12 protein-coding genes are annotated in these 13617 nt (G+C 35.7%); 5 read left to right on the top strand and 7 right to left on the bottom strand.

Translation table 11 applies throughout. The annotated features are described in order from the left end of the window. Positions 1-142: 142 nt before the first annotated feature. Positions 143-1171: a LacI family DNA-binding transcriptional regulator gene (locus MM239_RS04020; protein ID WP_241346794.1), complete on the bottom strand. Its 1029-nt coding sequence runs from the start codon at positions 1169-1171 to the stop codon at positions 143-145. Between the two features lie 350 nt (positions 1172-1521). Here MM239_RS04020 and MM239_RS04015 point away from each other — a divergent pair, with 350 nt between their 5' ends. From MM239_RS04015 to MM239_RS04000, 4 genes are all read left to right on the top strand, one after another. Then, positions 1522-2571, top strand: a complete 1050-nt coding sequence (locus tag MM239_RS04015) for a SusE domain-containing protein (protein ID WP_241346792.1) — start codon at positions 1522-1524, stop codon at positions 2569-2571. Positions 2572-2673: 102 nt separating this feature from the next. Then, positions 2674-5469: an alpha-amylase family glycosyl hydrolase gene (locus MM239_RS04010; RefSeq protein WP_241346790.1), complete on the top strand. Its 2796-nt coding sequence runs from the start codon at positions 2674-2676 to the stop codon at positions 5467-5469. A 21-nt stretch (positions 5470-5490) separates the two neighbouring features. After that, entirely contained in the window at positions 5491-6552 is a 1062-nt protein-coding gene (gene fbaA, locus MM239_RS04005; protein ID WP_241346788.1) for a class II fructose-bisphosphate aldolase, read from the top strand. 83 nt (positions 6553-6635) lie between these two features. Further along, complete coding sequence (locus MM239_RS04000; protein ID WP_241346786.1) at positions 6636-8186, top strand: alpha-amylase family glycosyl hydrolase; 1551 nt, start codon at positions 6636-6638, stop codon at positions 8184-8186. 120 nt (positions 8187-8306) lie between these two features. On the opposite strand, the gene pfkA is transcribed toward MM239_RS04000, so the two are convergent. Further along, complete coding sequence (gene pfkA / locus MM239_RS03995; RefSeq protein WP_241346785.1) at positions 8307-9293, bottom strand: 6-phosphofructokinase; 987 nt, start codon at positions 9291-9293, stop codon at positions 8307-8309. Then, complete coding sequence (locus MM239_RS03990; protein ID WP_241346784.1) at positions 9275-9670, bottom strand: methylglyoxal synthase; 396 nt, start codon at positions 9668-9670, stop codon at positions 9275-9277. The genes pfkA and MM239_RS03990 overlap by 19 nt, the downstream gene beginning before the upstream one ends. Positions 9671-9907: 237 nt before the next feature. Here MM239_RS03990 and mscL point away from each other — a divergent pair, with 237 nt between their 5' ends. After that, on the top strand, positions 9908-10324 hold the full coding sequence (gene mscL / locus MM239_RS03985; RefSeq protein ID WP_241346783.1) for a large-conductance mechanosensitive channel protein MscL: 417 nt from the start codon (positions 9908-9910) through the stop codon (positions 10322-10324). Positions 10325-10500: 176 nt separating this feature from the next. Here the strand turns inward: mscL and MM239_RS03980 are convergent, their stop codons facing one another. The 4 genes from MM239_RS03980 to MM239_RS03965 form a co-directional block, all read right to left on the bottom strand. Beyond that, positions 10501-10950, bottom strand: a complete 450-nt coding sequence (locus tag MM239_RS03980; RefSeq protein ID WP_241346782.1) for a hypothetical protein — start codon at positions 10948-10950, stop codon at positions 10501-10503. A gap of 12 nt (positions 10951-10962) precedes the next feature. Beyond that, on the bottom strand, positions 10963-11331 hold the full coding sequence (locus MM239_RS03975; protein ID WP_241346780.1) for a hypothetical protein: 369 nt from the start codon (positions 11329-11331) through the stop codon (positions 10963-10965). Between the two features lie 32 nt (positions 11332-11363). Beyond that, positions 11364-11912: an RNA polymerase sigma factor gene (locus MM239_RS03970; protein WP_241346778.1), complete on the bottom strand. Its 549-nt coding sequence runs from the start codon at positions 11910-11912 to the stop codon at positions 11364-11366. A gap of 405 nt (positions 11913-12317) precedes the next feature. Next, positions 12318-13241 carry a universal stress protein gene (locus tag MM239_RS03965; RefSeq protein ID WP_241346776.1) on the bottom strand — a complete coding sequence of 308 codons (924 nt, stop codon included), beginning with the start codon at positions 13239-13241 and terminating at the stop codon, positions 12318-12320. Between the last annotated feature and the right edge of the window lie 376 nt (positions 13242-13617).

Here is a 13617-nt window from a genome sequence, read left to right as displayed (position 1 = left end):
AAATCAAAGTAAAAAAGTACAGTGAATGTAGTATGTGTTTTTAAAGCAACTTAGTGTACAAACAAACCTTTAATTTTGATAATCAAGCGGTATTCAATCGTTTGCATAAATTAGTACAAGAAATATTAAAAAAAATCATATCCTATTTTTGGGAGGACTGTCGGATGAGTAGTTCTGTATCTAGAATGACGGTTTTACCCTCTTTATTAGAGGTGTCTTTCTCAGCTATGCAAGTCAACAGAAGGCTAGTAGCGATCTCTCCCATTTTGAATCCTGGCTGAGCTATTGTGGACAAGGGAGGGTCTATCATGGAGCAAAATTGCCAATTTGAAAACCCAACAACTCCAACTTGAGCGGGTATTTGATAGCCTAAATCTTTGAGGGCGACCATGGCACCTGCTGCGGCAATATCATTACTAGCAAAAATAGCATCTGGTAATTCCCCACCTTTTTGATATAGCGTTTTTATGATTCGAATACTTTCTTCTTTACTTCCCTCTGGACAATGAAACATCCACTCTGGGTTAATATCAATTTTATGATCTTCCAAAGCTTCTTTGTATCCCTCCATTCTCTTCTTACTAATGGTAAGGTTCTTTGGCCCAGCTAGGTGTGCAAAGTTTTTATATCCTTGATCAATAAGGTGTTTTGTAGCATCATATGCACCTTGAAAATCATTTACTATGACATTTACGGTATTGGGTATTTCTGGAACTCTATCAAAAAAAACTATTGGGAAATTTAAATCTATAAGTTTTTGAAAATGATTGAAATCCTCAGTTTCTTTGGAATAACTAATCAAAAGACCATCGATTTGATTATCGAGCATGGTTTCGATGCTAGAGAGTTCTCTTGCAAATTTTTCATTTGTCTGACATAAGACCACATTATATCCATTGGCAAATGCAACTTCTTCAATTCCACTGATTACAGTAGAAAAGAAGAAATGAACCACTTCTGGTATAATTACCCCAATGGTATTTGATTTACTCTTTCTTAGGCTAAGAGCTACAGCATTTGGTCGGTAATTGAGGTGCTCGGCAAGTTCCTTTACTTTCTTTTTGGTTTCATTGCTAATTCCTGGGTAATCTTTTAGTGCTCTGGATACAGTAGAAGCGGAAACATTTAGCGCTTTTGCTATATCCTTAATGGTGGCTTGACCTAGTTTCATGAAAATTATATTATTCTAATATTTTAAAGGTAATGAAAATCAAAAATTCAAATGCCATGTTTAGATAAAAATTGCATATGATTTTGAGATAAGACAATACTGAATATTCAACTTTTCATAAAAATATATTTATTGCAATCGTTTGCGGTGACGATTGCATAAAATAATTAAGATAGTTTTTAAAAATAATATTTGTTCTGTAATACCAATTTGTATAATATAGTTAAGTTTTCATATTGAGTACTTATGATTAGATTTTCTTTTCAAACAAGGAGTTTGCATTATACTTATTCAAAATGTTAATATATTAATGTTGAAATTAACAATAAACACCTAAAATCAATCTACCAATGAGAATTATTACCAAACTAATGTTATTCATTTTTACATTACCATTAATGTGGTCTTGTGAAACAATTGATGAGCCTAGGCTTATAAACCAATCTGGAGCATCCTTGGCGAGTCCGCCAAGTAATTTGGTACTTTTGAGTGAAAATTCGGACGATGTATTAGTTTTTAATATTACTCCAGGAGACTTCGGAGTTGAAGCAGGTTTAGTTACCTATACGATACAAATAGATGCTGTTGGGAATAATTTTGCTGCTCCAGTGGCTGTGGGATCTGATACTTTGACCACAGTTGAGGTTAATATAAATGATTTGAATAGGAGAGCAGTAGCTAAAGGTCTTGAACCAGAAGTAGCTGGTAATTTAGAGTTTAGGGTTTTAGCTGACCCTGCTCGTGAAAGCCTACCCAGTGTTACAGGGCCGGTGACTACTATTTCAGTTACCACTTACCCAACTCAAATAGAGTTCCCTTCATTGAGAATACCAGGGGATTATCAAGGTTGGAATCCAGAAAATAACTTCACAATTATTTATTCTGAGGGATCTGATGATGTTTATGAGGGCTTTGTTCATATACTTTCTGGAACCGGAGAGTTTAAATTTATTACAGGTCCTGCTTGGGATGATTTCCCTGATTATGGTTTGGGAGCCAGTGCAAACTCTTTGGCAGAAGGAGGAGGAAATTTGGATATTGCAGATGGATTTGGAACCTACAGAGTAAAAGCAGATTTGGAAAATCTAACGTATGAACTTGAGAGAATAGGAACTTGGGGTATTATCGGTGATGCTACTCCAGGAGGCTGGAATACAGAAACGCCTATGTCCTTTGATAGAGATGAAAATGTGCTTACTATTACCATTGATCTAGCGGTAGGGAACTTTAAGTTTAGAACAGAAGATGTTTCTTGGGATGATAACTTTGGAATGACAGATGAAGACGGTGTCCTTGAAATTGACGGGGATGATATTCCAGTAGCTGAGGCGGGGAACTATACAATAATTCTTGACATGAAGACGCCTTGGGAAATTAGATATTCAATAACAAAGAATTAGCGGTAAAGCGCTTCAAAGAAAGTACTGGTATATCCAGTACTTTTCTTTTTTTAATTCATCACCAATGTAGTTCACTTTCAACCTCCTCATTTCCAAAATGTAATGTATAATAGGTTTACTCAAGTTTTGTTTTTTGTACTGTTTTTTGGTTTTCAAAACCAGATCATTGCTCAAATCACAACGCAGCCAGCATTTCCCCGCGCAGATCAGAATATCAAGATCATCTACGATGCTTCACAAGGCACCTCAGGTCTGATAGGTGCTGATGCAGTATATATTCATATAGGAGCAGTCATTCAGGGTGCGAGTTCTACGACATGGGAGATTGTACCTTTTCAGTGGGGTACATCGAATCCTGATGCTAGAATGACTAGGGTGGAAGGAGAAGATGATCTTTGGGAATGGGAATTAAACCCAAGTACCCTATTTGAGAAGGATTCAGAGGATGTTATTTATCGTTTAGGACTGGTATTTAGGAATGCGGATGGCAGTAGAGAAGGGAAAAGTGATACCAATGGTGATTTCTTTATAGATTTGAGTCAAGGTTTTGATGTTTTTATAGCTAACCCAAGTGTTTCTTCTCTTCTTTTAGAATTAGGCGATAGCCAAGAAGTGACTGTAGTTTCTTCAGAAATTGCAAGTCTAAGTATCTCAGTAGACGACCAAGTAGTTGCTATAGCAACCCAAGCAGATCAATTATCATATATATTTGAAGGCAATTCCGTAGGTTCGTTTTCAATAACAGCCAAGGCAGAACTAGGAACAGAGGAGGTGAGTAAAGAATTATTGATAAATGTTGTTGATCAAAGTCCATTAGCTGCATTACCTTCAGGTGCCTTAAAGGGTATCAATTACATATCTGACACAGAAGTAGTTTTGGTATTGGAAGCTCCCTTGAAGAGGAATGTATTTGTGATTGGAGACTTCAATGATTGGCAAATACATCCTGATTATCAAATGTTCCAAACACCAGATAGGGAAAAGTTTTGGGCAAGAATTACAGGCTTGGAAAAAGGGAAGGAATATATTTTCCAATACTTAGTTGATGGTAAGCTTAGAATTGGAGATCCTTATACTGACAAGGTATCGGACCCATTTCATGACCAAGAGATTATAGATCAAAATAGGTATCTAGGGCTTTTACCTTATCCGCAGGAAAAGACTAGCTTTCAAGCTTCTTATTTGCAGACGGGTCAAGAGCCCTATCAATGGAAATATCTAGATTATAACAAACCTAAGCCTGAAGAATTGATAGTTTACGAGCTATTAGTTAGAGATTTTGATGAAAGAAGGAATTATCAAGCAGTAATAGAGCGCTTGGATTATCTCAAAGGCTTAGGGATCAATGCTATAGAGTTGATGCCTATCAAAGAGTTTGAAGGAAATCTTTCTTGGGGATATAATCCATCATTTTTCTTTGCTCCCGATAAATATTACGGTACCAAAAATGAGTTAAAAGAGCTTATTGATGAGGCACATAAAAGAGACATGGTGGTCATTCTTGATATGGTGCTCAATCATGCTTTTGGTCAAAGTCCTATGGTGAGATTGTATAATGATGGCGATTATGGAGCGCCTACATTAGATAATCCATGGTTCAATAGAGAAGCAAAGCATCCATTCAATGTAGGGTATGATTTCAACCATGAAAGCACTTATACCAAGGCATTTGTGGATACTGTTAATCATTACTGGATGTCTGAATATAAGTTCGATGGTTACAGATTTGATTTGAGCAAAGGTTTTACACAAGTGAACTCTGGCAATGATGTTGGTTTTTGGAGTCAAAAAGATGAATCAAGAATTGCAATTTGGAAGTATATCTATGATCAAATCAAGGCTGATTTTCCAGATGCATATGTGATCTTGGAACACTTTGCTGATAATGAAGAGGAAAAAGAATTGGCAAACCATGGTTTGATGTTCTGGGGAAATCTAAACCATGATTTTAGAGAAATGGCTAAAGGTAACTCCAGGAATTTCGATTGGGGATATTTTCAAACAAGGGGCTGGGACAAGAATTACTTGGTCAGCTATATGGAAAGTCATGATGAGGAAAGAACCATTTGGGAATCATTGATCCATGGTCGAAGGTCTCCAATAGATTTTAGACAAATCAATCATGCAGTAAATAGGAATCAATTGATGGCTACTTTTTTCTTTGCAATACCTGGTCCCAAAATGCTTTGGCAGTTTGAGGAGTTTGGATACGATCTTGAACTCAACAATGACAGGTTGGGAATAAAACCAACTAGATGGGAATATCTAAATAATTCTCACAGGTCACGGCTGTTTAACCTCTACAAGGCAATGATGAACTTAAAGCAGGAACATGATCTGTTTAACACACCTATAGAAGTTGCTTTGAGTTTAGAGGAGTCAGTGAAGTCAATTACCTCTATAGGAGAAGAAATGCAAATGGTACTTTATGGGAATTTTGGGACAAGTTCCGTAAATAATGTAACATTGAATTTTCCTAGTAATGGCACATGGTATAATTATTTTACTGGTGAAGAAATCATGGTAAGTTCAGGTGAATTCCATACTAACCTAAGGCCAAATCAGTTCCTGCTGTATACTAACCAAAAGATCGAGATGCCCGAAGGAGATATTTTGGAAGATATCATCACCTCAATAGATAATGAAGCAATAAATGATTTGAAATGTAATATTTATCCTAATCCAAGTTCAGATAAATTATTTGTTCAATCTGGAGTTGAAGTAGGAAAATTTGATTTTAGAGTAGTAGATGTTACTGGTAAAGAGCTTCTTTCTGGTGCTTCCGATGTAGATTCGAATATTTTAGAGCTTGAAATAAGGGATTTTAAAGCAGGTCTTTATATCTTTGAGCTTTATAATGGCCGTCAGATCATTAGAAGACGGTTTATTAAAAATTAAACAAACCATTAAATCAAAAAGATGAAATTCAAACCAGGAGTTAAGTATGGTGAAGAGCTAAAAGACCTTTTGTCTTATGCTAAAGAAAATGAATTTGCTTTACCAGCAGTAAACGTAATAAATACAAGTACGATTAACGGTGTTTTAGAAACTGCTAAAAAAGTTAATTCTCCGGTGATTATACAGTTTTCTAATGGAGGGGCACAGTTTTATGCAGGTAAAGGTCTCGCTAATGACAAACAACAAGCCAGTGTAGCTGGTGCTATTTCAGGCGCATTACACGTGCACAAAATGGCGGAAGCTTATGGTGTTCCAGTGATACTTCATACAGACCATGCTGCAAAGAAATTATTGCCATGGATAGACGGCATGTTAGTTGAAGGAAAAGCATACTATGAGGCATACAAAAGACCATTGTACAGCTCTCATATGCTAGATCTTTCAGAGGAGTCTCTAGAAGAAAATATCGAAACTTCCGTGAAATACTACAAAGAATTCCATAAACTTCAAATGGCTATTGAAATTGAGCTTGGTGTCACTGGTGGTGAAGAAGACGGTGTAGATAATTCGGATGTAGACAGCTCAAAACTTTACACTCAGCCGGAAGAAGTTGCGTATGCATATGAAAACTTGAAGCAAGTAGGTGACTTGTTTACCATTGCAGCAGCATTTGGAAATGTTCATGGAGTATATAAGCCAGGTAATGTATCATTGAGACCAGAGATTTTGAAAAATTCTCAAGACTTCATCAATGAGAAATATGGAACTTCAGGTAAGCCTTTGTTCTTTGTATTCCATGGAGGATCAGGTTCATCTGTAGAAGAGATCAGAGAAGCTAATAGCTATGGATCTATCAAAATGAATATTGACACGGATATGCAGTGGGCATTCTGGGAGGGTATTCTGAAGTTTTACAAATCAAACGAAGGATTCCTACAAAGTCAATTGGGGAATCCAAATGGAGAAGATAGTCCAAATAAGAAATTCTATGACCCAAGAGTTTGGTTGAGGAAAGGTGAGGAAAACTTTATTCAAAGACTAGAAGTTGCTTTTGATATGCTCAATGCTGTCAATAGAAATTAATAATAATCTACTTCAAAACAGGGAAAAGTCACCAAGTTGTGACTTTTTCTTTTTTTGAAGCGTTTTTATTTAAATTGTTTACAATGAAGATCAATATCATAATTCCAATTTCACTATTATTAATGACTATATTTTCTTGTACTTCAGAGACAAGTAATTCTTTAGAAAATCATTGGCCACATGCTGGTATTACTTATGAGATTTTTATTCAGTCGTTCTATGATTCAGATGGTGATGGTATTGGAGATATCGCTGGAGTAACCAAAAAACTGGAGCATGTGAAAGAACTTGGAGCGAATGCAATCTGGTTTATGCCGATCATGCCTTCTCCAAGCTATCATAAGTATGACGTGACTGATTATAAGGAAATCCATCCAGACTATGGTACATTAGATGATTTCAAAAAATTAATCAAAGAAGCGCATAAAAAAGACATCAAGATTGTGATCGATATGATCATCAATCACACAAGTACAGAGCATCCTTGGTTCCAAGAGTCTCAAAAGGGAAGAGATAACCCCTACAGAGACTATTATGTATGGGCTCAGAAGGATACAATTGCTGAATTTTTGAATAAGAAAACGATTACTTTAGATAGCGATAATATCAGGCAATGGCACGATCCAGGGCATGGTGATGATTTTTATTATGGATTTTTTTACGGTGGAATGCCAGATTTGAATTTTGACAACCCCAAAGTGCGTCAAGAGATTTATGATATTGGAAAGTTTTGGCTTGAAGAAGTTGGAGTTGATGGCTTTAGGTTGGACGCTGCCAAGCATATATTTCCAGATGATAGGCCAGAAGATAACCATGAGTTTTGGAAAGAGTTTCGTGCAGAAATGACCAAAATCAAACCAGATATATATTTAGTAGGAGAGGTGTATGACATGCAGGAAGTCGTGGCTCCATATTTACCTGGTCTTCCAGCATTGTTCAACTTTGATTTCCATTATACCTTACTTGAAGCATATGAAAAAGTAAATGGGAAGCTTCTTGTGGAAAAGCAAAAGGGTATTTTGGACTTCTATGGAAGTATTACGGATGATTTTATCGATGCCACATTCTCTTCAAATCATGATCAGCCTCGGTTGTTAAACTCTTTAAATCAGAATCCTAAAAAATACAAGCAAGCTATAAACATACTGATGACAATGCCTGGAGCTCCGTACATTTACTATGGTGAAGAAATAGGAATGCTAGGAGATAAACCAGATGAACATATTAGAGAGCCATTTCTTTGGGATATCAAGGCTAATGACAAAGGAAGAACTACTTGGATAGAGCCTAAATATGCTATTGATGAAATGGTTACTCCTTTGGCTATTCAAAAATCAATGAGCACTAGCTATTTTAATCATTATAAAGAAATTATCAAGCTGAGAAATACAAATAAGCCTCTTGCTCTTGGGAGTCTGGATCTTTTTGACAATGATGTGCCTTCTGAGTTGATGGTTTATTACAGAGAGCATGATGGTGAAAGGTTTCTTGTAATTCACAATCTAAGTGATCAAGAACAAAAAATGGAAGCACCTGAAGAATTTGAAAATATGATTTATAGTTACGCTTCAGGTAGTTTAGAAAATGGTCAAATGAGATTGCCCGGATATTCTACATTAATAATTTCAAAATAGTGGAGTAGAGTAAGCACACTTATAAAAACAAAACCACTTCTCATGAAGTGGTTTTGTTTTTATACACCTTATTTTAATTCGAAATATAAAAGCTTATCAAATTAAATTAAGCTAAACTTTTTATGTTGATAGAATCTTAGCAATTCTAAAATCATCCTCATCTACTTCTTTATCATCTACAATGGCTTTTGTGATAGGAGTATAGACGATTTTATTGTTTATCACCCCAGCCATGACATCGTATTTGCCTTGCATCAATCCTTCCACAGCTGCAACACCAAGCTTACTTGCCAATACCCTATCAAAAGAAGATGGTGAACCACCACGCTGTAAGTGTCCAAGAATAGTGACCTTAATATCATAAGAAGGAAGCTGTTTTTTGATTTTGTCAGCAATCTCAGCAGCTCCACCACTTTTACCACCTTCAGCGACGATCACTATGTTAGATTGTTTCATTGCTTTCTTCCTTGCTTTCAATCTTTCAACTAATCTTTCGATTGGCATTTTCTTTTCAGGGATCAATGTAGCCGCCGCTGCACTTCCAATTCCTGCATTGATGGCTATAAAGCCCGCATCTCTTCCCATTACTTCTACAAAGAATAATCTGTCATGGGAAGTAGCTGTATCTCTAATTTTATCAATTGCTTGAATAGCCGTATTACATGCAGTGTCGAAACCAATAGTACTGTCAGTTCCTGAAAGGTCATTGTCTATAGTCCCTGGTAGGCCTATAGCGGGTATGCCAAATTCTTGAAAGAATAAATGGGCTCCTGTCAAAGAACCATCCCCACCAATAACTACTAAGGCATCTATGCCATGCTTTTGAAGATTATCGTAGGCTTTCTGTCTACCCTCTGGTGTCCTGAACTCCGCACTTCTTGCAGATTTTAGAAATGTACCACCTCTTTCCAAAACGTGTGCAATATTTTTTGTTTCAAGCTTTTTGATTTCATCATTGATCATACCTTCATATCCTCTGTAGATACCGTACATTTCAAGGTTATAATAAAATCCAGCTCTTACTACAGCTCTTATCGCTGCATTCATTCCTGGTGCATCACCACCAGAAGTTAATACTCCAATTCTTTTTATTGTCTTTGGTTCCATGTCTCTTTTGAGTTTGTCAAATATTTAAAAATCATCTCAGCAGCAGCTGGATTGGTCGCCAATGGAATATTGTGCACATCACATATTCTCATTAGCATCTGTACATCCGGTTCGTGAGGGTGTTTATCTAAAGGATCTCTAAAAAAAATCACCAAATCTAACTCTTTTTGAGCCGCCATGGAAGCGATCTGTGCATCACCACCCAATGGGCCTGAAAGCAGTTTGGTTACTTTAAAGCCTGCTCTTTCTATATGTGAACCAGTCGTTCCTGTGGCAAACAGGTTAATTTCGGTTTGATGTAATTCTTCTTTAAATCCAGAAAGGAAGTGAACCATGTCGGCTTTTTTCCCATCATGTGCAATCAATGCAATTTTCATAAGTGATTTAATAGGTTTGCTTCAAAGTTATGAAATTTTGTAAAAAGGATTTCAAATTTAACAAGAATGTATTTTTACATTTTTCATATTGTTGTCAAATAACTTTTTTTAGTGATGTGATGCATAAAAATATTATCTCCATTCTTTGAAAATAATTGAGAATTTCAGAAGATAGATGTATAAAAAAATTATATTTGAAATATTATTTAAAAATTATCAACCTATTCAATTTATTCTATGGGAATGTTAAAAGAATTCAAGGAATTTGCTGTAAGAGGAAATGTCCTTGATTTAGCTATTGCTGTTATCATAGGCGGCGCTTTTGGAAGGATCGTTTCTTCCTTTGTAAATGATATTATCATGCCTCCTATAGGAGTGCTTATTGGTGGGGTTGACTTCAAAGATCTTTCGGTAGTTTTGCGAGATGCTTATGTCACAGAAGAAGGACGCGAAATGGCAGAAGTTGTATTAAGTTATGGTAACTTTATACAACATGTTGTAGATTTTATTATTATTGCATTCGTTATCTTTTTGGTAATCAAAGGGATTAATTTGACCAAAAAGAAAAAAGAACCTGTGCCAGTAATTCCAGTTACACCTCCAAAATCGGAAATCTTACTTGAAGAAATTCGTGATTTGCTTAAGAAGCAATAAGATAAAAAGCATAGAATAACTGGTAATTATCTTATTTAAGAATAGCCAAAAAGCCTTTCTTTGAATATCTAAAGCATTCATTTATGAATTTACTGATATTAAAAGAAAGGCTTTACCATTGTTAAAAAAGTGAGCACTTTTTATAATCAAAAACAGTTTCAAAGAGTAAAACCGAATTAATTTCCTCTTCCCCTTTGATTATTCATGCGGTAGATTTGTCGTGCAAAATCTCGACTGATTCCACCTAAGGCCAAAGCCTGTTTGTTCGTGATGACTTTTGTAACCTCAGACATGAATTTCTGATCTAATTTCAAAAGCTCTTCTTGTAGTTCAAGTCTTTTATTAATGAGGCTTTTGGCATCATTCTCAGAAATATTTCCTTCGGATTCTTTACTTATTTCTGACAATTTGGTCATGATACTTTCCCTATCGTCGTTGAATTTATTGAAAATAGGCCAAAACTTTTCGGCTTGATCTGTTTTCAAGTCTAGTCTATTTGTGATGAATGCTACACGGGCAGTTTCAAACTTTTCTTTATCAAATCTTTGGTTTTGATCTCTCTGTGCTAAAGCTAAGCTTGAAAAACATAGCATCATAAGGATCAATAGATATCTTGAAGTCTTCATGTTTATTTTGTTTTAATACCAGAATTCACTTTCCAAATCATCATTTGAGTAAGCACTCCATTCCTCTGAAATGATTTGGTCTAGAATATCATTTGGATTTTCAGTAAGTGAAAGTGCATCTTCAGCAGACCAATAACCCGAATTGATATAAAGATTGATGTCACTATTCATTTTATCTTGGAAGTTTTCAGGACTATTGATGTCACTATTGAAAAGGTACAAACCTACACTTAAGATGAGTGCTGTAGAAGCAGCCATGCTTCTAGCCCAAATCATTCTTGATTTTCTGTCGTTGTTTTTAGATAAGATATCATCAGTGAGCTTATCGAAGTAAGCATCAGGAACCTTATAGATGTTTTGCTTGGGAATGTTATTCATCATAATTGCTTTAGACAATGGATTTGCTCAATGGTTTATTCTATTTTCAAATCACTTTCAATTTTTTTCACAGCATGATGGTAGCTCGCTTTGAGTGCACCTACTGATGTATTTGTGATTTTACTGATTTCTTCGTAACTCAAGTCTTCATAATATTTTAAATTGAAGACCAACCTTTGCTTCTCGGGTAACTTTAGAAGCGACTTTTGCAAGATCCTCTGTATTTCATCTCCATCGATCAAGGGTGATTGGTCGATATAGCTTTTCATTGCTTCTTCATGATCTTCTACAGGAAAGAAGTACCTTCTTTTTTTCTTTTCAAGGAAATTTAAACTCTCATTGACGGCAATCCTGTATAACCAAGTATAAAGAGAAGAATTGCTTTGAAAAGAATTGATGTTCCGAAACGCCTTTATAAAGGTGTTTTGCAAGATATCATCAGCATCTTCATGTATAATGACCATCTTTCGAATGATGCTGTAAACTCGTCTTTGGTAGGTTTCCACCAGTGCTCGATAACCCTTTTCACGTTGATTAGGGTCTTTGATCATGTTAAGAATGGTGAGATCGCTAAGTGACATCATTGGTAGTTAGACAGCCAAGTTACCAATAAGTTTAAAAATGCGTGTGAAAAAATGAAATTACGCTCTCAAATAGGGCTTGAAACTAGTAGCTGTGATAACGATTTTGATTTTTACCACATAGGCACATAGTTACACATTGTTTTTGTATTCCTGATGAGATGGAGAATACTTGAAATGAAATCAATCTATTTCCACTCAATTAAAAAATAAGGGTATTTACTTAATCTCATAAGACCTGCCAAGCTTTTCCTATGTATTGGGAAAGTGTAGTTAATTCGCACATTCGCAATCTGATGAAAAACCGAGCAGGTCTAAAATAGAAAATTGAATCTATAATCTATTTCCGATTTCTATCAACAATTTCTAAAATTTAAAATCTAATCTCGATAGCTATCGGGACTACTATCAAATCTCCAAAATATAATCCAAAATCCCAGCATTCTTTCCCTTAGGTCGTGTGACTAAAAGTGGGATGCTATCGTTCATTTGGATCAATCGCTCCGCCAGACTGCCGATAAATAGGGCAGTGGCAGCTGTTCTTCCTTTGGCACCAATGATGATGCCGTCAGCTTTTATTTCTGCAGCTTTACCAAGAATATCTTCAACAGGATCATCATCTTCATCCTTGGTATAGAGAGGTTTGATATGAATACCTTTGGTATCTATTTTCCTGATGAACTTCTTGTAGTTGATTTCTGCATGCATTTCCATGATAGATGCAAATTCTTCGTATGATTTTCCTGTAAAATGATATCCTGAAGGGATAGAAAATACATTTTGACAGTAAATTTTGGCTTTGCCGCCATATTTTTCTGCAATCATGATAGCTTCCTCCATGGCATCTTTGGAATAGTCCGAAAAATCACTCGGTACAAGTAGTTTGTCAATTTTTGGTACTGCATGCTCTGGAATGATCAAGAGGCTACAGCTTGCTCTTCTAGCGAGCCTCTGAGAAAGCACGCCTGTGCCTGGTAACTCTACCTTTCTACCAACCATGATCATGTCAGCCGACTTTTCATGAGCTAGTTTCAATATTTTCTTGGATAGCTGACCTTCTTTGACCACAAATGAAAACTCAATTCCATCTTGTTTACCAAAATGTTTGGCTACCAAATCTTTCATTTTTCCTTTGCGCTCATCCACCATATTCTGAATCAAATTAGGGAACTCCTCCAACACTTCTTTCGGAATATTCATATTCCTAATCACATTGGTAAAGTAGATTTTTTTAGTCTGATTTACCTGAGCAACAAATGAGGCAAAACGAACCAAAGTATCGTCCAAAGCACTTTGATCGAGGCAAACTATGAGTTTTTTGATTTGATACATGACAAACGAAAATATTATCCTGCAAAATTATTGAATTAATTGATGAAATCTTGTGGTTTGAAAAATATTATTTTGTTTTTAAAGACTCTTTATGATTATAATTCAATGTCGTTTAGTTAAGCAAATTAATAAAAAAAATGTGTAAATTATAGGGGTATATAGGGGGTAACTCTAATTCTGAAAAAAAGGAAGATTACAGGCTAAAACTAACTAAACATATTGACAATGAGCTCGACACCGAAGCATTTATTAGCCGTTCAAAAGACGGCCGTAAGGGGGTGTTCTCAAGGGAAAGAAAATTATCACTCAGGAAATTAATATTTTTTATCATGTCATTCAAAACAGCACTTCAACGGGATCTGGACAGGTTTTATAA

This window comes from Belliella filtrata (assembly GCF_022549775.1).
GTDB lineage: Bacteria > Bacteroidota > Bacteroidia > Cytophagales > Cyclobacteriaceae > Belliella > Belliella filtrata.
Note: the sequence above shows the minus strand (reverse complement) of the source record. Positions and strands in the feature narration are given on the sequence as shown.